20 protein-coding genes are annotated in these 22,153 nt (G+C 58.3%); 10 read left to right on the forward strand and 10 right to left on the reverse strand.

What is annotated here, in order from left to right; all coding sequences use genetic code 11:
* Window positions 1-284 precede the first annotated feature (284 nt).
* A complete protein-coding gene (ilvD, locus tag E1297_RS13575; RefSeq protein ID WP_155138974.1) occupies window positions 285-2,129 on the forward strand; it encodes a dihydroxy-acid dehydratase in 1,845 nt (614 codons plus the stop codon).
* Between the two features lie 84 nt (window positions 2,130-2,213).
* Here ilvD and E1297_RS13580 read toward each other — a convergent pair whose 3' ends face one another.
* Window positions 2,214-3,647, reverse strand: a complete 1,434-nt coding sequence (locus E1297_RS13580; RefSeq protein WP_155138976.1) for a uracil-xanthine permease family protein — start codon at window positions 3,645-3,647, stop codon at window positions 2,214-2,216.
* A gap of 382 nt (window positions 3,648-4,029) precedes the next feature.
* Here E1297_RS13580 and E1297_RS13585 point away from each other — a divergent pair, with 382 nt between their 5' ends.
* Entirely contained in the window at window positions 4,030-4,581 is a 552-nt protein-coding gene (locus E1297_RS13585; RefSeq protein ID WP_368669555.1) for a GNAT family N-acetyltransferase, read from the forward strand.
* Between the two features lie 7 nt (window positions 4,582-4,588).
* Here the strand turns inward: E1297_RS13585 and E1297_RS49830 are convergent, their stop codons facing one another.
* The gene (locus E1297_RS49830; protein ID WP_209015785.1) at window positions 4,589-5,086 is read right to left on the reverse strand and encodes a hypothetical protein; all 498 of its coding nucleotides are present in this window, start codon (window positions 5,084-5,086) and stop codon (window positions 4,589-4,591) included.
* 155 nt (window positions 5,087-5,241) lie between these two features.
* Entirely contained in the window at window positions 5,242-6,279 is a 1,038-nt protein-coding gene (locus E1297_RS13595; protein WP_155138978.1) for an AraC family transcriptional regulator, read from the reverse strand.
* Between the two features lie 140 nt (window positions 6,280-6,419).
* On the opposite strand from E1297_RS13595, the gene E1297_RS13600 reads away from it, so the two are divergent.
* Window positions 6,420-7,496 (forward strand): alpha/beta hydrolase, encoded by a 1,077-nt coding sequence (locus E1297_RS13600; protein WP_244327756.1) that lies wholly within the window; start codon window positions 6,420-6,422, stop codon window positions 7,494-7,496.
* An 86-nt stretch (window positions 7,497-7,582) separates the two neighbouring features.
* On the opposite strand, the gene E1297_RS13605 is transcribed toward E1297_RS13600, so the two are convergent.
* Window positions 7,583-8,965, reverse strand: coding sequence for a sugar porter family MFS transporter (locus E1297_RS13605; protein ID WP_196223308.1), 1,383 nt, complete (start codon window positions 8,963-8,965; stop codon window positions 7,583-7,585).
* A 284-nt stretch (window positions 8,966-9,249) separates the two neighbouring features.
* Here E1297_RS13605 and E1297_RS13610 point away from each other — a divergent pair, with 284 nt between their 5' ends.
* Window positions 9,250-10,404, forward strand: coding sequence for a metal-dependent hydrolase (locus E1297_RS13610; RefSeq protein WP_209015786.1), 1,155 nt, complete (start codon window positions 9,250-9,252; stop codon window positions 10,402-10,404).
* 143 nt (window positions 10,405-10,547) lie between these two features.
* Here the strand turns inward: E1297_RS13610 and E1297_RS13615 are convergent, their stop codons facing one another.
* From E1297_RS13615 to E1297_RS13625, 3 genes are all read right to left on the reverse strand, one after another.
* A complete protein-coding gene (locus E1297_RS13615; RefSeq protein WP_155138983.1) occupies window positions 10,548-11,030 on the reverse strand; it encodes a DUF962 domain-containing protein in 483 nt (160 codons plus the stop codon).
* A gap of 194 nt (window positions 11,031-11,224) precedes the next feature.
* Window positions 11,225-11,725: a PRC-barrel domain-containing protein gene (locus E1297_RS13620; RefSeq protein ID WP_155138985.1), complete on the reverse strand. Its 501-nt coding sequence runs from the start codon at window positions 11,723-11,725 to the stop codon at window positions 11,225-11,227.
* 200 nt (window positions 11,726-11,925) lie between these two features.
* Window positions 11,926-12,906 (reverse strand): thermonuclease family protein, encoded by a 981-nt coding sequence (locus tag E1297_RS13625; RefSeq protein ID WP_155138987.1) that lies wholly within the window; start codon window positions 12,904-12,906, stop codon window positions 11,926-11,928.
* A gap of 215 nt (window positions 12,907-13,121) precedes the next feature.
* Here E1297_RS13625 and E1297_RS13630 point away from each other — a divergent pair, with 215 nt between their 5' ends.
* Window positions 13,122-13,637, forward strand: a complete 516-nt coding sequence (locus E1297_RS13630) for a hypothetical protein (RefSeq protein WP_209015787.1) — start codon at window positions 13,122-13,124, stop codon at window positions 13,635-13,637.
* Here E1297_RS13630 and E1297_RS13635 read toward each other — a convergent pair.
* The 3 genes from E1297_RS13635 to E1297_RS13645 all read right to left on the reverse strand — a co-directional run bounded on the left by E1297_RS13635 (window position 13,634) and on the right by E1297_RS13645 (window position 16,899).
* Window positions 13,634-14,170 (reverse strand): GNAT family N-acetyltransferase, encoded by a 537-nt coding sequence (locus E1297_RS13635; RefSeq protein ID WP_244327757.1) that lies wholly within the window; start codon window positions 14,168-14,170, stop codon window positions 13,634-13,636. The two genes, E1297_RS13630 and E1297_RS13635, sit on opposite strands and share 4 nt — an antisense overlap.
* A 48-nt stretch (window positions 14,171-14,218) precedes the next feature.
* Window positions 14,219-14,620: a nuclear transport factor 2 family protein gene (locus tag E1297_RS13640; protein ID WP_155138989.1), complete on the reverse strand. Its 402-nt coding sequence runs from the start codon at window positions 14,618-14,620 to the stop codon at window positions 14,219-14,221.
* A gap of 98 nt (window positions 14,621-14,718) precedes the next feature.
* Window positions 14,719-16,899 carry an anthranilate synthase gene (locus E1297_RS13645; RefSeq protein WP_155138991.1) on the reverse strand — a complete coding sequence of 727 codons (2,181 nt, stop codon included), beginning with the start codon at window positions 16,897-16,899 and terminating at the stop codon, window positions 14,719-14,721.
* A 122-nt stretch (window positions 16,900-17,021) separates the two neighbouring features.
* Here E1297_RS13645 and E1297_RS13650 point away from each other — a divergent pair, with 122 nt between their 5' ends.
* From E1297_RS13650 to E1297_RS13670, 5 genes are all read left to right on the forward strand, one after another.
* Window positions 17,022-17,192 (forward strand): hypothetical protein, encoded by a 171-nt coding sequence (locus E1297_RS13650; protein ID WP_155138993.1) that lies wholly within the window; start codon window positions 17,022-17,024, stop codon window positions 17,190-17,192.
* A gap of 355 nt (window positions 17,193-17,547) precedes the next feature.
* Entirely contained in the window at window positions 17,548-18,588 is a 1,041-nt protein-coding gene (locus tag E1297_RS13655; RefSeq protein WP_155138996.1) for an FUSC family protein, read from the forward strand.
* An 8-nt stretch (window positions 18,589-18,596) separates the two neighbouring features.
* Entirely contained in the window at window positions 18,597-19,649 is a 1,053-nt protein-coding gene (locus tag E1297_RS13660) for a biotin/lipoyl-binding protein (RefSeq protein WP_155138998.1), read from the forward strand.
* A 385-nt stretch (window positions 19,650-20,034) separates the two neighbouring features.
* Entirely contained in the window at window positions 20,035-21,084 is a 1,050-nt protein-coding gene (locus E1297_RS13665; protein WP_155139000.1) for an FUSC family protein, read from the forward strand.
* Window positions 21,085-21,092: 8 nt separating this feature from the next.
* Window positions 21,093-22,142 (forward strand): HlyD family secretion protein, encoded by a 1,050-nt coding sequence (locus E1297_RS13670; RefSeq protein WP_196223309.1) that lies wholly within the window; start codon window positions 21,093-21,095, stop codon window positions 22,140-22,142.
* Window positions 22,143-22,153 lie beyond the last annotated feature (11 nt).

Here is a 22,153-nt window from a genome sequence, read left to right on the forward strand (position 1 = left end):
ATCCCTTATGGCGAACCGATCCTGGCCGTTACCTTGTTGCATTTCGCGGCTGAATCCACCGTGAGGAGCCGAAGGTCGGATGAAAAACCTCTCGCCTTGAGCTCGGTGGACTACATCAACCGCCGTTTAAAATGCGGTATATCGTACCGGTGCGTACGGTTTTCGTGCAAAGGGCCCTTTTTTTCCGTTATAGAAGCTGGCAAACCGATGGTTGATGCTTAAATGACCAGAAAACCGCGCGGCACAAGCTGCGGCGGGCTCAAATAAACCCAGAGGGAGTGAAAATGCCCCCCTATCGTTCCAGAACCTCCACCCATGGCCGTAACATGGCAGGTGCGCGCGGCCTTTGGCGTGCGACCGGCATGAAGGATGATGATTTCGGCAAGCCGATCATTGCGATTTCCAATTCCTTCACCCAGTTCGTGCCGGGGCATGTGCATTTGAAGGATCTCGGCCAGCTGGTGGCGCGCGAGGTCGAAAAGGCCGGTGGTGTTGCCAAGGAATTCAACACTATTGCGGTCGATGACGGCATCGCCATGGGCCATGACGGCATGCTCTATTCGCTGCCTTCGCGCGAAGTGATCTCGGACGCGGTCGAGTACATGGTCAATGGCCATTGCGCCGATGCGCTTGTGTGCATCTCCAACTGCGACAAGATCACGCCCGGTATGCTGAATGCGGCCATGCGGCTGAACATTCCGGTCGTGTTCGTCTCCGGCGGTCCGATGGAAGCGGGCAAGGTCGTGCTTGAAAACGGCGTCGAAAAGTCGATCGATCTGGTCGATGCCATGGTGGCGGCCGCCGATGACAGCATGTCCGATGCCGATGTTCTGTCCATGGAGCAAAATGCCTGCCCCACCTGCGGGTCCTGTTCGGGCATGTTCACCGCCAATTCCATGAACTGCCTGACCGAGGCCTTGGGGCTGGCGCTTCCCGGGAACGGCTCGACGCTTGCGACCCATGCAGACCGCCGGCGCCTGTTTGTCGAAGCAGGACACCTGATCGTGGATCTTGCCAAGCGCTATTACGAACAGGGCGACGAGAGTGTTCTGCCGCGCAACATCGCAAGCTTCAAGGCGTTTGAAAATGCCATGACGCTCGATATCTCCATGGGCGGGTCCACCAACACGATCCTGCACCTGCTGGCAGCCTCCTATGAGGGCGAAATCGGCTTCACCATGGACGATATCGACCGTCTGTCGCGCCAGGTGCCGGTGCTTTGCAAGGTCGCGCCTGCGGTTGAAAACATCCACATGGAAGACGTGCACCGGGCCGGCGGCATCATGGGCATTCTCGGCGAACTCGACCGCGCCGGGCTGATCCACAACGATGTGCCGACGGTCCATGCGGCGACCATGAAAGACGCCCTGTCGCGCTGGGATGTCACGCAGACCAACTCCGAAAGCGTGCACAAGTTCTACCGTGCAGCCCCCGGTGGCGTGCCGACGCAGGTCGCCTTCAGCCAGGAGCGGCGCTGGGACGAACTGGACATCGACCGCAAGGCCGGTGTCATCCGTGAATCCGAGCACGCCTACTCAAAGGATGGCGGTCTGGCCGTGCTTTACGGCAACATCGCGCTGGAAGGCTGCGTGGTGAAGACGGCGGGTGTCGACGAGAGCATTCTCAAGTTCACCGGTCCGGCCCGGATCTTCGAAAGCCAGGATTCAGCCGTTTCCGCCATCCTGACCAACAAGGTCAAGGCAGGCGATGTGGTGCTGATCCGGTATGAGGGGCCGCGTGGCGGTCCGGGCATGCAGGAAATGCTCTATCCGACCAGCTACCTGAAATCCAAGGGGTTGGGCAAGGAATGTGCCCTGATCACCGACGGCCGGTTTTCTGGTGGAACCTCCGGTCTCTCCATCGGTCACATGTCGCCGGAAGCCGCTGAAGGCGGCGCGATTGCGCTGGTGGAAGAAGGCGATACCATTGTCATCGATATCCCGAACCGTGTTCTGAAAGTCGATATCAGTGATGATGAACTGGCCACCCGCCGGGCGGCGATGGATGCGAAAGGGGCCGATGGCTGGAAGCCGCTGGAAAAGCGCAGCCGCAAGGTGTCCAAGGCGCTTCGGGCATATGCCAAGATGACCACCTCGGCAGCCAAGGGCGCTGTACGCGAAGTGGATTGAGATCGTTCTTCCGGCTGGAAGCGCCGGCCAATCGGATCTGATCTGTGTGGAGGCGGCGAGCGGTGCTCGCCGCCTTCCTTCTTTTTAAACCGGTTCCTTTGCGACCGGAGCAGGGGTGTGGCCGGACAAGCCGCCGGAAACTTCTTCGGTTGCTTCCGCAGTGAGTTCTTCCGGCAGGACGAGATTGAGAACAATCGCGATGGCGGCTGCGGGCAGGATGCCGCTGGTCAGCAGGATACGTGCGGTATCTGGCATGTGCTGCAGGGCTCCCGGCTCCAGCTGAAGACCGAGGCCGATGGAGAGCGCAATCGCCAGGATGACCATGTTGCGGCGGCTCCAGTTGACATCCGACAGCATCGAAACGCCCGCAGCAACCACCATGCCGAACATCACGATGACGCCGCCGCCAAGCACCTCGATCGGGATCGTGCGGATCAGGCTGCCGACCTTCGGGACCAGTCCGCATACAATCAGGAAGATCGCGCCGAAGGTGACCACATGGCGGCTCATGACGCCGGTCATGGCAATCAGGCCGACATTCTGGCTGAAGGATGTGTTCGGAAACCCGCCGAAAATGCCGGCAATGGCGGTGCCTATACCGTCGGCATAGGTCGCGCCCGCGATCTCCTTGTCGGTCGCTTCCCGGCCAGCGCCACCGCGCGTGATCCCGGACACATCGCCAACGGTTTCCACTGCGGACACGAAAGCCATCAGGCAAAACCCGATCACGGCCGCGACCGAAAACTCGAAACCGTATTTGAAGGGTTGTGGCAGGGCAAAGGCCGCTGCCCGGGACCATGACCCGGCAACCGCATCAAGGGTCAGCATGCCGGTCGCAAGTGCAAAGACGTATCCGGCGATCAGGCCGAGCAGCACCGCGGAAATGGACCACAGTCCCTTGGTATAGAATTTCAGCCCGAGAGTGACGGCAATGACAACCAGCGCGGCCGACCAATTGAGCAGGGACCCGTATTCGGGGGTTCCGATTGCAGGCACGCCACCGGCTGCATACTGGATCCCCACTTTCACAAGCGCGAGACCGATCATTGTCACCACCAGTCCCGTTACCAGCGGCGGCAGAGCGAAGCGGATCTTGCCGATAAACAGGCCGAGGAATGCGTGGAAGATCCCTCCCGCGATCACGCCGCCGAACAGGGCGGCCAGACCGTCTATCCCCTTGCCCGCGACCAGCGGGATCATAATGGGCAAAAAGGCAAAGGAGGTGCCCTGCACGATCGGCAGGGCTGCTCCGACCGGGCCAATCGTGATCGTCTGCAGCAGGGTCGCGATCCCGGCAAACAGCATGGACATCTGGATCAGGTAAAGCAGTTCGGGAAAATGCTCCGAATTTGACCCGAAGCCGACCCCGGCAGCGCCTGCGACAATGATTGCCGGGGTGACGTTGGAGACGAACATGGCCAGAACATGCTGGATCCCGAGCGGAATGGCCTGAGCGAGCGGTGGTGTGTAATTCGGGTCGCGCAATTGCGTTGCGGTCCCGATCGACGATTCTTTCATGTATTCCCCTATGGATTTCGGGACCTCGCCGCCTCGTTTGGTGTGCGGGGATGATCCGGACTAAGGAGCGCCGGAGGACCGTTGCCCCTTGATGGTTGCGGGGTGTGAAATCCTGTTGCCCTCCAGTCACGAATTTCAGCCCGGGAATATATCTGCATGGGGCGCTTTCGGGTGGCCTCTTAATCCGCGCCAGTGTGGCGCTTAAAAAGAAATGACTAAAAAAGCATCATGCTGACAGATTGCGCTATTGTTAGACGATTCTCGGGGCTTGTCATCATCCGATAGTCATATCTGCGGGGGCGTCTTGAGCCGGTTCTCCCGACACACTGGCGATGATCAATCTCAACATTGATGTTTCACCGGGAGGGCAAAGGAGTGCCGTGTGATCGTGTTGCCCTGTTTCGAAACCGAAAGACTGGTGTTGCGGCCGCGCGGGCTTGCGGACTTTGATGCCTGCCTTGCCATGGACCGGGACCCGGCTGTTACGAGGTATGTTCAAGGCCCTTGGACGAATCCGAAAGAGCACACCGCATTTTTGCGCAGCCGGATCGAAATCGATTACGGTAGGGGTCTTGGGTACTGGTCGATCTTTCCGAAAGAGACCCCCGGGAGCTTTGCAGGCTGGGTGCTGTTGATCCCTTATGATGCGGTTGGTCCTGAGGTCGAGATCGGCTGGCGGCTAAACCGTTTGGCATGGGGCAAGGGGTGTGCGACGGAAGCCGCAAGGCGGATCCTCCTGCATGCATTCGAGGAGCTTGGTCTGGACCGGGTGGTGGCGGACATTCATCCGGAAAACCATGCCTCTCAAAGGGTTGCCGAAAAAATCGGCATGACCTTCCATCGGAATGGCCTTTATGGTGGTGTGCCATGCAAGTGCTTTGTGCAGACACTGAGCGGGTTCCGGGGCAGGCAACCCCGGAACACCGGCGTTTAAATCGCTTTTACTGGCCCTGTAGCCACTTGGGCTTTTCCCGGCACTCTTCGTCTGTTTGGTTTACCCCGAAAATGTTTTGCTCATTGAACCTTGCCGGGTCGCCGAGCGCTTCGGCCTTGATGTCATTGGCAAACTCCACATCCGGGTTGGGCATGGCGCCGATGGGAGTAACGCTGACATGGCCCAAGGGGAGTGCCGGCGGATTTTGGTCAAACGTGGCCTCGAAGAGTCCAAAGCGGTAAAGGGTTGAAGTGTTGCCCACATTCGGGATCGGATTATCGGTGTAAAGCGCAAGGGCGCAGTTGTATGCACCGACATTTGCCAGTGCCTTGTTGAAGGAAAGACCGGGGTTGAAGTGGAACCGGTTTGATCTGAGGTCCAGAGCACCTTGACCGTTCTCGAGCAGGCCCCGATAGATCGGTTCCGCATGGGCCGCCGAACCGGCCAAAACGCTTGCGAAAACCGCAAGAGTGAATGCTCCGAAAAACGATTTCTTGATCCGCATGACGATAGTCTCCTGACGATGGCTGAAAAATGCATCAGCGCTTCGGGGACGCGGAGCGGCAAGGTTACGTGAACAACATGGGGTGGTCGAAGATCCTGACGAACATACGGGTGACTTTCCGTCTGCCTGATGTGCCGGGCTGAAAGTCGGGTGGTTTAGTTGCCCAGTGATAGCCAGATGCTCGGGGGCATGCCTTTGACCCTTAGAAATTCGCGGTTGAAATTAGACTTCGTGTTGAAACCGCTGGCATGGATCGCAGCGGTGACGCTGCTGCCCTCCAGCAACAATTGGCAGGCGTGTTCTATGCGGAAACGGTTTATGTAGCGGGACAGGTTTTCCCGGTAAACGCTATTCACCGCTGACGAAATCTGTTTCTCGGAAATCGCCATACGCCGGGCGAGCCGTCGCAGGGTGAGGTCGGGATCGAGATAGAGTCTCGTGTCTTCCATCACCTGCTTGAGCTTTTCGGCGGTCTCCTGATGCGCATGACTGTCAATGGCATCGAGGTTTGCTCTGCCGGTAACCGGGGGGGCGGCATCTGTCCCGGTGCGGTCAGGAGTGGCAATGGTTGCTTCGGGCATCTTCAACATGTCGGACAGGCTGAGAAGCCCCACCGTCAGCAGGAACAGGGCGGAATAACCGGAGACGATCCACGGGCGCAGCCATGCCTGATCGAGGGCAAAAACCACCGAGATCGCGATATCCGAAAACGCAGACCCGAATAGCGTCAAGGCGACAATCCGCCAAAGCAATATGACGCGGTCGCCATGTTCGAGGCGGGTCAGCGGCAGGCCTTCGACCGGCCCGCTTGTCCGCAGCAGGATCAGCGCCGCGTAGCCTGAAAAAACCGCGGTTAAAATCCCGTCCAGAAGAGCAGGTGCACCAACAAGGGCTGCTACCGCCAGGACCGGCGGGACCAGATGCACACTGTCCGGCCAGACGTGCAAGGGGCGTACCGCTGTTGTCAGCAAAGTGAGATAGGCCAGGCCCGGGATCAGGCACGCGGTGACCGGCTGGACCGGGGCGAGAGCGGTGAGGCCGTAATGCTGGTTCAGGGCAATCAGCAAGGACTGCCCGGCGCAGAGCGCCACGAAGCCCAGAACCATCCCCGGGGTCTCGCCAGCCCGTGCAGCCTTCACGCCGAGAAAGGCAAGGACCAGGGCTGTAAAGACGGGAATGGGAAGTGCGATCATCAGGTCTCAATTAAGGTCTGTCCGGTCCGGAGCCTGCGTGCGATATCCGGTTCCGGGACGTCCTCAATCCGGTTTGAGGACGCCAAGTCTCCTGAAAACGAACAGGCTGGTCCCGTTGTTTTCACAGGAGTACCAAATCAATGTTCAATGTCGATACAACCTTGTCTGCCCTGCCGCAACTGATGAGGGGTCTTGCTGTTTTTGCCGCAATGACCTCCGTGGCATTGGCCGGGGAGCGACCTGAAATTCTGGCCGGTTATGACCGGCTTGACATTCCGGCGGATCACCGCAGCGGCCTTGTGCAGGGCTCTGTCTGGTATCCGGCCGGAACGCGTACCTATGCGGCGCTGGTCGGTGACAATCCTGTTTTCAGGGGAACGCGTGCGCTTGTCGGAGCGGATGTTCAAAAGGGCAGCTATCCGCTCGTGGTCCTGTCCCATGGGTCGGGAGGCAACATGGATAGTCTTGGCTGGTTGTCATCCGGGCTTGCCAGGCGTGGCGCTCTGGTTCTGGCGGTCAATCATCCAGGCAGTACATCCGGTGACAGCTCTCCGAGACGATCGGCCCGTTTCGGCGAACGGGTCCGGGACCTGTCGAGTGCGCTGGATCATCTGCTGGACGATCCGGTCTTCGGGCCGCTGGTTGATCGGGACCGGATTTATTCACTCGGTTTTTCACTCGGCGGGATCACGGCGCTGCAAAGTGCCGGGCTGGAATACCGGGCGGAGATTTACGGTGATTACTGTCTGGAAAACCCAGCGTCTCCGGGCTGTGTGTTTTTTGGCAAGGGTGGGGTGGACTTCCATGCGGTCGACGAAAAACTCACCGAAGGCAACTACGCCGATTTCCGGCTGGCGGGCGTTATTGCGGTCGATCCGGGTGCGCCTTTTGCCATTGCGCAGGACAGTATTGCAACCATGAAGAAGCCGGTTCTGTTCATCAATCTCGGGGAACAGGACAGCCTTTGGCGTGAGGTCAATGAGGGGCCGAAAGGCAGCGATCTTGCCGGACGGCTTGAAAACGCGGCCTATGCCGAAATCAGCCCGGCCGACCATTTCTCCTTTCTCGGTCTGTGCAAGCCGGAAGGTGCAGCGCTCTTGAAAGAAGAGCAGGACGATCCGGTGTGTGACGAGCCGGAGGGGGCGGACAGGGCGGCCGTGCATCAGCGGGTTGTTGAAGTTGTGAGCCGGTTTCTCGAACTGGAAAGAGATGGTTGACTTGATCAGGCAGTGGGGCGCTGAGCGTTGCCGGTGGCCCCTCCAATCCTCTCCCGTCCTTGCGCAGGGCGGCCAATTGGCAAGCTCTACTCCGCAGGATTAAGGCTTGGCCGGGTCTCGCAATCCCCGGCCAGCTCGGGACGCTGTTCGGCGATCCGGGCATCAATGTCTTCAAGCTCGATGCCTTTGGGTTCCGGGGCGTATTTTACCGCGAACAGGAACCCGAAGACACAGACGGCGGTAAACAGGGCGAAAGTCCCGGTTTGCCCGATAAAGGCTTCGATCGGAGGAAAGGCGAACAGCAACAGGAAGTTGCTGAGCCAAAGTCCCAGAGACACCAGCGCCATGCCCTTTGCACGCAAAGCCAGGGGAAACAGCTCCGAGGCGTAGACAAAGGTGATCGGCCCAAGGCAGATCGCAAAGAAGATGATGTATGCCAGCAATCCGGCCAGGATCAGATAGCCCATTGATGCCGGTGCGATGGCATAGGCTGCTGAAATGACACCGAGACTTGCCGCTGTCCCGGCAAAACCGGCAATCAGCAGGGGGCGGCGTCCAAGGCGGTCGACCAGATATATCGACACGAATGTCATCAGCACATTGGTTGCACCAATACCGATGGTTGCCAGAAGCTGGCTCGACGTTCCCTGAAAGCCCGCATATTCAAAGAACTTGGGAGCATATGTCAGAATGACGTTGATGCCCGACAGCTGGGCCAGCGCCATTCCAGTGACGCAAAAGGCGGTCAGATACAGGTTTTCGCGCGTGAGAAAGTGCCGCCAACTGTCGGCATTCTTCTGGTTTGCATGTTCATCGCTGATATTTTGAATGATCTGCGAGATTGCGCGTTGGGGCGTATCAGGGGCCGTTTGCTGCAGAACGGCGTGCGCCTCGTCAACACGGTTCTTCAGCACCAGCCATCTCGGGGTTTCCGGCGAAAACACGATCCCGGCCAGACAAATCACCGCCGGTATCAGACCCAGTCCGAACATCATGCGCCAGTCGCCATCAGCCGCCAGACCATATCCTGCAATAAACGCTGCGAGGATGCCGATGGTGATCATGAGCTGAAAAATACAGACAATGGCTCCACGCGCTTTCGCCGGGGCAATCTCGGCAAGATAGATCGGCGTGGTGAATACGGATGCACCAACGGCCGCTCCGATCAGGAGGCGCGAGAAAATCAGCGTTCCGGTGCTGCCTGCAAGAGCTGAGGCAAGGGCGCCAACGGAAAACAGACAGGCACTGGCAACGAGAACGGGTTTCCGGCCAACCCTGTCGGCTGAGACCATTGCGAACAGAACGCCAATCACGGCGGCGAACGGGACCGCTGCGATAATCGCTCCCTCGGCAACTTCTGAAAGCGCGAAATGGGTTCGCACAAACGGTAGTGCGCCCGCCAATATTCCCGTGTCCGCGCCGAAAAGAAAGCCGAAAAGGCCGGCAAGTACTGCCATCCGGATGAGCATGTGTTTCTCCGTCATTGCGGCCTTGAAGGCGGGAAACTGACATCCGAGCCTACTGGCAATTCACAATTCTATCATTGGTAATTAAGGCAATGATATTTCTTTAAGATTGGCGCGGTGTGAAGTTTTTGTAATGTAGATGGGTATGCCTTGTTCTCGAACCGTATTTGTGCATCGCACACAAAATGGCACATGACACTGTCAGTTTCTTCAGGCTAAAACACAAAGGGAAGTTTGGAGTGCGCGGCGGTGGAATAGGAAAAACAATGTCTTAACTGTATTTCCGCATGTACTGGCATATCGAGGATAGCCGGTACCGCATCGCAAATCCCATTCAGTATCTGATCTCGAAACTTGGACTTTCCATGGATTCCCTGTCCCAATTTGTTCTTGGTGCCGCCGTTTCGACTGCTTTTCTCGGGCGCAAGATCGGCCCACGCAAGGCGGCTCTCGTCGGGGGTGTTTTGGGAACGTTGCCGGATCTGGACGTCTTGATTCCCTTTGCGGACCCCATTGACAGTTTTGTCTATCACCGGGGCTGGACGCATTCGGTGTTTGTTCATGCACTGGCCGCACCTATCCTGGGGGAGGGGCTGGTCCGTCTGTTCAGGGGCTTGCGCGACCATCGCTGGCTCACCTGGATGACGGTGTTCTTGTGCCTTTCAACGCATGCCGTGATCGATGCCATGACGATCTACGGCACGCGGATCTTCTGGCCGTTTTATCCCGATCCGGTTGGTGCGGGGTCGGTGTTCATCATTGATCCGCTTTACACGCTGCCGCTACTGGGCGTGGTGATCTGGGCCCTGTTCAGACGCAACTGGACGTCGCGGCTGCAAACCTCCGTGGTTGCAGTGCTGCTTGGATCGTCCGCCTATCTCGGCGCAAGCCTTGCCGTGCAGCGGCATGTCGAACAGATGGCACTGGAAATCTTTTCCGACAACGGCGGAAAACCGGAGCGGGTTCTGGCGATTGCCGCCCCCTTCAACATTCTGGTCTGGAAGGTGATCGGGCTGGATCGGGACAGCTACCGCAATCTCTACCTGTCGCTTGCAGGGGGGAACGAGCCGCTGGAGGTCTACACCCATCCGCGCAATCCGGAGCTGATTGCCTGTCTTGAAGATACACCTGCCTATCAGAAACTTGACTGGTTTTCGCGCGGTTTCAATCGGGCCGAATTGGTGGACGGCCGGGTTGTTGTCTCGGATCTGCGCATGGGATTGACGCCCGGATATGCGTTCCGGTTCGTGGTAGCCGAAGCAGACGGACAGGACATTCGTTCTGTGACGCCCAAGCGGGATCTGTCGCTGCGGCGCGCGGATGCCGAGGATTTTGCCTGGCTTGGCGACCGGCTGCTCGGCATCCCGGCAGCACGTGCGGCTGAAGCCGGGTTTCAATCCACGACACGGGACCGGGCGGCCTTTGACTGTTCCACAGACTGAACGGCGCGGGTTTTCGAATCTCAATTGAAATCCGGTTCGAGACCGGAGACGGTGGATTTTGCCGCGAAGTGCTTTCCAGAGAAAAAGCGCTGCAGATTGAGCAGCTTACACTGAGCTGCACTTCGCGCTTGATTTCTGTGAACTCAGTAGGAAATGCCCGCCTTCCGGTAAAGAAAGTGCAGCAGCCAGGCCGGTCCGATCAGCAGAAACTGGATATCCTTGAAGAAGGACGGCTTCTTGCCCTCGATCTTGTGGCCAATGAATTGCCCGATCCAGGCAACCACAAACACGATCAAGGCGGTCTGCCAAAGTGGCAGCGGCAGGGCATAGGCCGCGTTGATCGCGCTGCAGATAACCCCGATCACCACCATTCCGAATGCAAGCGGAACCGACAGGGTCAAATAGTAGAGCGCGGCAAGGGCGATCACGATGGTTGACCAGTTGAGATAGGGCAGGGACGCAAAGGCTGAGGGGACCGGCAGGCTCCACAAGAGAGCCGTCACCGTCCAGACGATCACGGGCACGCAAACCCAGTGGATCAGCTTGTTGGTGGCGTTCTGGTGGCTTTCGCCATATTCGTCGAGCAGGCCGTCTATGCGCCGCTCACTCGTTGTTTTTGTCGACATGATCTTCCTCCCGTGATCGTCAATTGATCTCATGGAAGCGAATTTCATTGCCAGCTTCAAGCAAAAACAACCGGGAATTGATATTGACCAATCCCGGCCGCAAAATTGGGGCTACCGGTCAAGGGTCTGCTGCAAGTCAACTGAAAAGCGGCCGCTACAACGGGCAGGCCGCCTTCGAGTGCTGACCTGCCGGATCAGTTGAGGCTTTCGCGGATTTCCTGACCGGTCATGGCGAGCACGATCAGGCCGGATTTGATCTCGATTGCCCCGACCGGCACTTCGATGGTCTTGGCGCCAAACCCGAGTACGCCGCCAAACTCGGCCGTGATCCCGGCAAACTCGCCGTTTTCGTCGACATGAACTTCACGGACCTTGCCGACCGTGTCGCCGTTCAGGGAGACAACGGTCTTGCCTTCCAGGTCGTCTGAAGCCTCTGCTGCGTTTGCCTGGGGCGCAGACTCCGGCACGGCGTCGACGCCCTTGCGTTCCAGTGCGATCTCGTCTTCCGATGCCGTCACCGGTGCTTGCGCCTCCACGGGAGCAGGTTCCTGCACCTGTGTCTGCGCCTGAATCTGTGCCGGAGCCGGCTTCTTGACGCCCGTCCCGAAGTCCACACTGGTTGTTTCTGCTGCAATCGCCACACCGGCCAACATACCGGCAGATACGGCAAACGCGGTGATGGATGTAGCTCGCATGTTTCAAGTCTCCTGATGTTCCGCGATCACCCTACTGGAAGATGCCGCGCCTTCATGGGGGTCAGGAAAGAGGGAGAATGTGGCTTGGAAATGATTGATTCTTGGCAATTAACCGCAGCCAGCCTTGATCACGAAATGACTCACAGATGACCAAAAGCTGTCCAGATTCATGCCGCAACCTTGTCACATTTCGGCATGTTTCAGGCGAAATCGTGAGGGGTGGCGCCAAGATACCAGCCTGCTGATTCGAACAGAGGCACGAATTCACCCGGCACCCACAGCCGGTCCTCGCTGTTGGGAACAAGGTAATAGGTTTGCGGGTGAAAGAGGACCCTGTCATCACCGGCGAGGTCGATCAGCCAGCGCGCGGGCGGTTTGTGACGGGCGAGAAACCGCAATTCGAAGGCGTCAAAAATCAGCGGATCAATCGCGTTGAAGATGCCCAGCTGTGCGGTGCGGGCGTCTTTCACCGATTGCCGCGCTGCGCGCAGTCTGGGCGCGTTTGTCAGGATGGACTGGGGCGATCCCGCTTTCAACACGGCCTCGACCGGCGAGCCCTTGGCCCGGAATGGATCGACATTCGGAAAAATGAAGTAGGGGGAGGCGAACCCTGTCTCAAGCATGCGCTCGTTGTAGCTGGATTTGCGTGTGCCACTTGGTACATCCGGCTGGCCGAGATTGAGATAGCACAGCAGCCGGCCGTAGAAATCGAGTGCTTCATAGGCAAAGGCGGTGAAGAACTGAAACGTTTCCCGGTCGCCTCCAATTTCCTGAAGATCCGCGTCGACAAACGCTTCGAGGCGGTCTTCGGCACGCTCTGCCCAATGATGATGGTTGACCGCTGCGTCCGCTGCTGCCTTGGTCTCGATGTAGTCGCAAAGTGCGTTGCTGAACCCTTGCCGGCCGCCGGACCCGGGTGCAAAAGGTGCTGCAAGCAGGGCCTGAAAGACCGGGGCATCGGTCTTTTGGAAATCGTTCGAACCGGGCGCGATGAAGCTGATTTCCGGTGTGTCGATCCCGAGAAACCGGACCGGAAAATTGCTTTTGGAAGCAACGTTGATCGTGTCACCGTCATTGACGATCTGCTTGACGCTGCCCCGGTTTGCCCCGTGGTATCCGAATTGAAACGTACCTGCCAGAAAGCCGTTTCCGCCCGCCGTGCGCCAGATTGTTTTCGGCATATCCGCTCCTCCACATCTGCGTGAGCCTCGCAATTCAGTTATGCGGGAGTATGACAATTTCCTCAATTCAGGGTCGTTTTGGGGAAGGGCTTTGGTGTTTGGGTACGGATCGCAAACATCCATTGCGCAGGCGGCATGTGGTCTTGCATCCCGCCCCCGGATATGCGCGTTTTATGGCTCGACCTATGCAGATTCACGTTCGAAGGAGAGTTCCGGTGTTCAAATCGTGTTTTGCTGGAATTGCGGGTCTGGCCCTTGCGGCAGCGATAATCGCGCTGCCGGGCGGTGCGCTTGCCAAGGATGCCGATGACGTGCCGTATATGGATGACCGCAGCACGCCGGAAGCGCTGATCAAAAGCTACTACAATGCCATTACCCGTAAGGCCTATTCTCAGGCCTACAGCTACCTGCATCAGCCACAGGTACCTTATGCCGACTGGAAAAAGGGCTATGCCGACACGGAGGCCGTGGAGGTGAAAACCGGTCCGACCCAGCCGGATCCGGGGGCAGGCCAGATCTTTTGGGCCTTGCCGGTGGCGGTCAAGGCCGAGACCACGGACGGCAAGACCAGCATCTATTCCGGCTGCTACACGATCCACCTGATCAATCCGGGGATGGATATCGATCCGCCCTACCAGCCGATGCAGATCAATTCCGGGGTGCTGAACCCGACCAATCTGCCGTTTGATCAGGCAGTCCCGACCGATTGCGCCGAGCAGCCGAAGCTTTAGGGGGTCAGGTTGAGCCGAAAAAAGACGGTTTCCGCAATGGGGGTCTCGTAATAGGCGTTGGCGGGTTCGAACCCGTGCATCTGGTAAAGCGAGATGGCGCGTCCCATGGTCGGCAATGTGTCGAGCACCATCTCGCGGTAACCTAGGGCGCCGGCCGAGCGGATGATGGCGCTGACCAGCGCCTGGCCCAACCCGCGGCCACGACCTTCAGGGGCGACATAAAGCCGTTTCATCTCGCAAACGCCATCCCGGCCAAAAGGCCGGACCGCAACGCAGCCAACCGGTTTGCCGTCATCAAGGCACGCGAGCAAGAGCGCTCCTGTGGGCGGGGCATATTTGCCCGGAAGGGTGGCCAGTTCCGCGTCAAATCCCTGAAAGCACAAATCAATACCCAACCAGTCCGCATAGGCGGAGAACAGCGCCTTTGCAGCGGCCATATCGGCGGCAGATACTGCCGGGCGGATTGTAACATCAGGCGCAAGCGGCATCGTCTGACCAGATTGTTTGTACTGTTTTACTGATAAATCACGCAAGGAGCGGCGCTCCTTCAAGGCGCGCCGCCCGAGGACAGCAAGGCCCGGTCAGGACACTTTCTGCAGCTCTTTCATCATCCGGTTGCTGGCAGCTTCCAGAGCTTTCAGCGGACGCAGCATCACCTTGAACTCGATGATCTTGCCTTCTTCATTGAAGGTCATCATGTCGACCCCGTTGATGTAAAGGCCGTCCAGTTCCGTCTCGAACTCCAGGATGGCATCCGGGCCCTGTTCGAGGATCCGTGTATATTTGAAGTTGCCTGCCTCCAGAAGCATCGTCATGGCACCATAAAGGTACATGAATGTCAGCTGCTTGCCTTTTTGCGGGGTATGAAGGACCGGGCTGATGAAAACACAATCATCGGCCAGGATGTCGTTGAGAATCTTGGCCTTGTCGCCGCCTTCAAGGCCGGAAAGCCATAGTTTAAGCCCTGCGGAATATTCAGACATCAAACCTCCCTGACATGTCTCATGTTCCAAGCTGTGGGATGCTATCCCACAGCTTGGGGGTGGTAAACCTGCCAATTTGGCGGGTTGACTTGTCAAATTCACGCAGGTTCGGCAGCCCGCCTTGCAGCCACCAGACGGGTCACGACATTCTCGATGATCTTGTGTCCGGCGTCCTGATCGAGCGACATGATCGATTCAGGGTGGAACTGGACAGCGGCGATCGCTTCCTTGTCGTGTTCGATCGCCATCACAACACCGTCTTCGGTTTCTGCGGTCACGCGGAAATCGGAAGGCAGCGTCTCGCGTTTGGCAAACAGCGAATGATAGCGCCCGACGACGACAGGAGCCGACAGCCCCTCGAACAGCAGCGAGTTGCCCGAAATAGACACGGGCGAGGGTTTGCCGTGGACCGGAATGTCGAGCTGGCCGAGCTCTGCACCAAAACTCTCCGCCAGGGCCTGCAGGCCGAGGCAGACGCCGAAGATCGGCAGTTCACGGGCCCGGGCCCGACCGATCGTGGCGGCACAATCGAAATCCTGCGGGTTGCCCGGTCCGGGCGACAGCACAACCAGATCCGGCGCCACATCATGGAAGACATGGTCGGCGACCGGTGTCCGGTAGGTGGCGACATCCGCGCCTGTCTGGCGGAAATAGTTCGCCAGCGTATGCACAAAGCTGTCCTCGTGATCGACCAGCAGGATCTTGAGACCCGCCCCCGGCTTTTCCGAGGCTTCCTTGTCGGCGTCCTTGCCAACCAGCCCCGCCTCGCGGACCGCGGCGCGCATGGCTTCGGCCTTGAGTTCGGTTTCGGCTTCCTCGTCTTCGGGAATGCTGTCGTAAAGCAGGGTCGCCCCGGCACGGATTTCCGCCGTGCCGCCCTTGATCCGGACGGTACGCAAGGTGAGGCCGGTGTTCATGTCGCCATTGAACAGGATCGCGCCGATGGCCCCGCCATACCAGGCGCGCGGCGACTTCTCGTTTTCCTCGATGAACTCCATCGCCCAGCGTTTAGGTGCACCCGTCACGGTCACCGCCCAGGTGTGGGAGAGGAAGGCGTCGAGCGCGTCCATGTCGTCGCGCAGAATGCCTTCCACGTGATCGACGGTATGGATCAGGCGGGAATAGAGCTCGATCTGGCGGCGGCCGATCACCTTGACAGACCCCGGCACGCAAACCCGGCTCTTGTCGTTGCGGTCGACGTCGGAGCACATCGTCAGCTCCGCCTCATCCTTTTCGGAGTTCAAGAGCTTGCGAATCTGGGAGGCATCCTCGATGGCATTCTTGCCCCGGCGGATGGTGCCGGAAATCGGGCAGGTCTCGACCCGGCGGCCGCCGGTCACGCGCACATACATCTCCGGCGATGCGCCGACGAGATATTCGGCATTTCCCAGATTGAAGAAGAAGGAATAGGGCGCCGGGTTGATCTGCTGCAGACGGCGGGAAACAGCCGACGGCGGGTTGGCGCAGGGCTCATAGAACATCTGGCCGGGCACGGTCTCGAACAGGTCGCCACGGCGGAAATAGTCCTTGGCCTTTTCGACCAGCCTTGCATATTCACCCGGCTCGTGGTCGCCCCGGCCCGGATCCACGTTTGCGGGCTGGTAGGGCAGCTTGCTGCCGTCGCGCTTGAGGCCATTGGTGGTCTTGCCGTCGACGACGAAGTCGTACTCCAGCACATAGGCACGCTTGCCGTGGTGGTCGACAATCAGGATTTCGTCCGGCAGGAACAGCACGATGTCGCGCTGGTCGTCCGGCCGTTCAAGCTTCAGGTCAATCGGCTCGAACTGGAAGGCGATGTCGTAGCCGAAGGCGCCATAAAGCCCCAGATGTTCGTCGTCACAGGCAAACAGCTCTTTCAGTGCCCGGACAATTGAAAAGGTCGAGGGCTGGCGCGAGCGTTCTTCTTCCTGAAACAGCCGGTCGGGCTTGCGCACCGTCAGCTTGATCGCGGTGCTGTCGGCCGAAAAGGTTTCGACATCCTCATGCGTCTTGAGGGCGCGCTTGATTGCCGGGATCAGCACCCGGCCACGATCGTTCAGCGCCCGGATTTCGACATTGCGGCCGGCGGTTTCCAGAACGATGGGCGGGTTGACCAAGGCCATGTCCCACCGGGTGTAGCGGCCGGGGTATTCATAGGAGGAGGACAGGACCGCACCACGTTCGGCGTCGAGCCGGTCGATCCAGTCGGATGTGCCGGTTTCGTAGTCGGATGGGCGGGAGGTGCGCTGGATCGTGATCCCGCTTTGGAGCTGGAAGGTCTGGTCTGCCACTGGCGGCATGGGTCTTACATCCGTCTTTGTCTCTTGGCCGATATAGGGCCTCGCAGGCGGGTCTTCAAAACACAAAGGCCGCCTGCGGAGGTCCGCGGCGGCCTTTGGGTGTTCACGATCTTGGGAAAGGCATGAAAGATCACCGGCCGCCGATTTGCGCGTCCCGCCACCACCATGCTGTGTTCAAGATCCTGTTCATGGCCAAACGCATAGCCGAGTTGACGGGCCGGTGCAACCGGGAAAGCACAGATGTTGAGCGGTCTCCCGAAGCGCTTCGCAAACCCGCCCCCAATACCCGGTAAAACCCAACTGCGATGCAGATTGTGGTTTTGCTTTTTGGACCCTTCCTTGACGCTTGATAATCGGACCAAAACCGATCTGCCCCTTGAGGGGGTGTTTGAACCGATGGCCATCAATAAGCGTGTCACCTGACCTCTATTGCCAGAATTGTCGAGGTTACAGGGTGACTGCCCTTAATTTAACTTAATACATTCCCGAACCAAGGGGGTGGGAACACATTTGGGTTCGAAACGCGTGGTTGGCTGCAAGAGATCATTTCAAGGTGATCTGCCCCAACAGCATCAGTCACGGGCCTGCAAGGCGTAGGAGCGAGCATGTGACGACGCATGAAACAGTTGCCGCTTTCCCGGGTTCCCGATGAGCCAGGTCCGGAACTGGCAGCCAAAAGCGATTGCAATGGCAAGCGCATGTGTTTCGGCGGCGGTCTTGGGAGAAACGCTGCACCTTCCCAGCAGCTATCTGGCCCCGATTTTTGCGTTTGTGTTCGTTTCCTTCGAAAGCAAGGGGTTCGGCCTTAAGCTGACGAGCAGCCTGATCGGCATCTTTCTCGGGGCCTTTTTCGGCTCCATTGCATCGGACCTCCTGATCAACTCGCCAGCTGGACAGTTTCTTTTCATCGTCGTCGTGTCCTATCTTTCGGTTCTGGCGCGGTTTGCCCCGATCAAGACCGCCTTTGCCTGGCGGATGTGTTTCCGGCTTCAGGTGGCAGCCGTCATCACCAGCCTCGCATCCCCCACCGACCTCTACGCAACCTATCTCGATACCAGTTTCAGCATCTTGATCGGAGTGCTGTGCGCGGGCGCCGTGTCCCTGATCGGAATGGGGCTGGGGTTTGCCGAGCCGGTCGTGACGGGGCCACAGGAAGCGCCGGAAACCGGGCAGGATGCTCTGCGTGATGCGGAACTTGTGGCCCTCGTGAGCGCTGCCGCGATTGCGATCGCGCTGGTGCTCTGGATCTGGTTCGACATTCCGGCGATCAACCAGGTGGTGATCACCATCATCATGACCGTTGACCGGGATATCGCATCCGGACGGGCGCGGCGGCAGCAGCGGCTTGTGGGATGTCTCGTTGGCGGTCTGATTGCGCTGGCCGTGATCGCCATGAACCCGCAAAACTACCTTGTCTGGAGCACAATCTTCTTCGTGGTAATCTATTTGGGGTCGGCGTGGCAGATCAATGAGGTGGATCGGGCCTATGCCGGTTTGCAGGCCGCAGTCGCCTTCATCATGGTTCTTGGGATTTCAAAGATCAACGATGGCGACATCATCACCGGCGTCGAGAGGCTGGCTGGCATCTTTATCGGAATCGCGCTGATGATATGGTTGCGGCACCCGTTTCGGTTGGTGCTTTTCAAGCTTTACTCCATCATGGCCGGTGCGAAATCTAGTTCGGAGTAGCGGTGCTCGTGTCCTGGTTGTTAAATCGCGTAACCCTTATCGTGTTCTTTGGTGCGATCCTGATTTTTGCCCTCATCGAAGGCAGCCGGTCCGTCATAGTCTATTCGGGAGATGCCTATGTGACGACGGATGTCGTGACGCTCGCCCCGCAGGTCCCCGGAGTTCTCGCCGAGATCAAGGTGCGGCGCGACCAAAAGGTCCAAAAAGGCGATCTCCTGTTCACGCTCGACCCGACATTGTTCCAGCTTACCCTGGATGCGAAAAACGCCGAACTGAAACAGGCACAGGCCGCACAGCAGCGTGCGGGGGCTGCGATTGCAGAAGTCCAGGCCGATATCAGCGCTGCGCAGTCCATGGTCGCGCAGCAGCAGCAACAAATGGACCGTTTTAGCAAACTTGTCGAATCGGGCGATGTGTCGACTGCGGCAATGGACGCGCAGACCGAGAGACTTGCAGCCGCGACCGCGCAATTGAGCAAGGTTCGCGCTGCCTTGAAACTGGCGCAAGATACACAAAAAGAGCAAGTTGCGGCTGTCGAGGCAGCTCGGCGGGCCGTTGCGATTGCCGAATACGACCTGAAACAAACACGGGTTTTCGCGCCGACATCGGGCATGATTGCACCCTACGTTGCAACGATAGGAGACTATTTCGCACGCGGTGAAAATGTCCTCGCGGTCATAGACGATACCCGGTGGCAGATTGTCGCCAATCTCTATGAACGTGACCTGGCCGGGCTGACGGCGGGAACACCGGTTGTCTTTACCCTGTCGACAGAAGGGTGGCGGTTTCATACCGGTTCGGTTGACAGCCTGTCATCGGCCATAGCCTTGAGCAGCGTGGAGCCACGGGTGGTCCCTTATGTCAATCCGCAGACCGATTGGGTGCGTTTGCCCAAACGGTTTCCGGTGCGCATCGATATGGGCGACTTGCCACAGAGGCAACGCGTGTTCATGGGGTCGGATGTGGACCTGTTCGTAGTCCGTGCGCATTGGCTGGCGCGGTTTCTGGGGCTTTCCCGGAAACCGGTGGCGGCAGATGATGTTTCGGAGCGTGCGTTGTAGCCGGAAGTCTTTAGACAAGTGCGGTTGGAGGTCTGTCGAAATCGGGCTCGTCTGTCCTTTTTTCGCGAACTCATGAAGCGCCATGTCCTCAACCGCGTTCTGGTGTCCGGCTTGTGAAGGTATCGAGATGTTCAATCCGCTGCCAAGAGCCAACTTGTGCTTTGGATCGTTACAATTGTCATGGTTGCAGGGGCGTGGCCCTGAAGTATCCTTCCTGTGATTGTTAGTCTTTTAGCGTTCAGGCGTGGCCGCGTCACGTTACGCTTGCCGTGCTTCGCGGGTTCCACCGTGCATTAGCCTTGGGGGACTGGATTGGTCGACGGTCAAAACAACAGTAGAGGCATTCGAACTAGGGTGAAAATGCTGGCATCTCGATTGCTTGTGCATGAGCCGGGTTGAAAACTGGCAACCCAAGGCGATTGTGACGGGCATTGCCTGTGTGGCATCGGTATTCGTTGCCGAAGCGTTGCATATGCCGAGCAATTTCCTGGCGCCCTATGTCGCATTTGTATCCGTCAACCTCGGTGCAAGGGATCTTCGTTTGATCCTGACTGCGAACCTGTTTTTCATGATTGCCGGATTTGTTCTGGGCGCATTTGCCGCTGAAATACTGCTTGGCCGCCCCGTGTGGCAGTTCCTCTTCATTGTCGTGTTCAGTTATTTGGCCACCCTTGTGCGGTTCGGTCCGATAAACCAGTTTCTAGCTTTTGCGTCGTTTTTGTTTTTCTGGTTCGCGGCCTATATCGTTTTGATAAGCGTCTATGAACCGACCAGCCTGTATGTCATCTACTGGGACTTCAATTTCAGCGTTGTTATTGGTGTTGTCTGCGCGTGGGTGGCCGCTCGCCTTGCGATCGCGCTGGGGTTCAAAGAGCCTGTGAGGGACAGCCCCGCGCCTTTGGTCGAGGATCGGGAAAAGGAACTGCATGACGCCGAACTGATCGCCCTGGTCGGCGCAACGGCAATTGCGGTCGCGCTGCTCTTGTGGGTGTGGTTCGACCTTCCGGCCATCACGCAGATTGCGTTGACAATCGCCCTGACCGTTGATCGCGACATTGCTGTCGGGTTTGCGCGCCGTCGTCAAAGACTGATCGGATGCTTCTTCGGCGGAGGCGTGGCGCTTTTGGTGATTGTTCTCAATCCGGAAAGCTACCTGCTTTGGTTGATTGTGTTTTTTCTGGTGACCTACGTGTCTTCGGCCTGGCAAATCAATGAACCGGAACGGGACTATGCCGGTCTGCAGGCGGCAACCGCCTTTTTTCTTGTCCTGAGTGGAACTGAAGGCGAGCGGGGCGATATCATCGGAGGTGTCGACCGGTTGGCGGGCATCTATATCGGGATTTTGCTTTTGATGATCCTGCGTTATCCCTTCATCAACATCGTTTTCAGATTGTATTACGCTGCCAAGTCCGGCGCCAAGTCGAAACCACAATAGGATTGCTCGTGTCCTGGTTGCTCAATCGTGTTTCCCTTCTGGTTTTCGCTGGTGCGATCCTGATCGGGGTTCTTTATGAGGTGAGCCGGTCCTTCGTCGTGTACACGGGCGAAGCCTATGTGACGACGGATGTGGTGATACTCGCCCCGCAAGTCGCGGGGTTTCTGGCCGAGATCAAGGTGCGACGTGATCAGGGCGTTCAAAAGGGGGACCTTTTGTTCACGCTGGATCCCACGCTTTACCAGCTCACACTGGATGCAAAAACGGCAGCCCTGCGGGAGGCGCAGGCCAACAAGAAACGGGCGGTCAGCGCGGTCGCGGAAGCCTGGGCGGAGGTGACTTCGGCTCAGGCCGATGTCGCAACCGAGCAGGAAAACACGGTCCGGTTCCGGAAGATATTCGAACAGGGGGATATCTCAACCGCGGCGATGGACGCACAGACAGACAAACTCTCGACCGCAAAGGCAGACTTGAACGAGATGCGGGCAGGCTGGAGGCTAGCACAAGACGAGGAGCAGGTTGCGACGGAAAAGATCGAGGCGGCGAAACGCGAGGTCGCGATTGCCCAGTACCGGCTAAACCAGACAAAGATCCACGCGCCAACGTCAGGTCGCATCGCCCCCTATAACGTGGGTGTTGGAGATTATCTCGCCATCGGCGATGAAGTGCTGGCGGTCATTGATGACACGGCTTGGCAGGTCGTGGCGAATCTCTGGGAGAGCGATCTCAATCAACTGGAGCCCGGTGCTCCTGTTTTGTTTACGCTTTCAACGGAAGGCTGGACCTTTCATCAAGGGAGTGTCGACAGTCTGTCACCTGCTGTTGCCTTGACCGACGAGAAGCCGGGCGTCATTCCATATGTGGATCCCGATACGAACTGGATACGGTTGCCGAAACGGTTTCCCGTTCGCATAGATGTTGGAGACTTGCCGGATCGGCGCAGGCTTTTCATGAATTCCGATGTGGACCTGTTTCTGATCCGCTCTTCCGGGTTGGCGCGGCTTTTGGGGCTACCCTGGGAGCCGGTACATGAGGAAACGGTTGAGAACGGTGAATGAGTTGCAATCGC

The sequence above is a fragment of the Roseibium sp. RKSG952 genome (assembly GCF_009711355.1).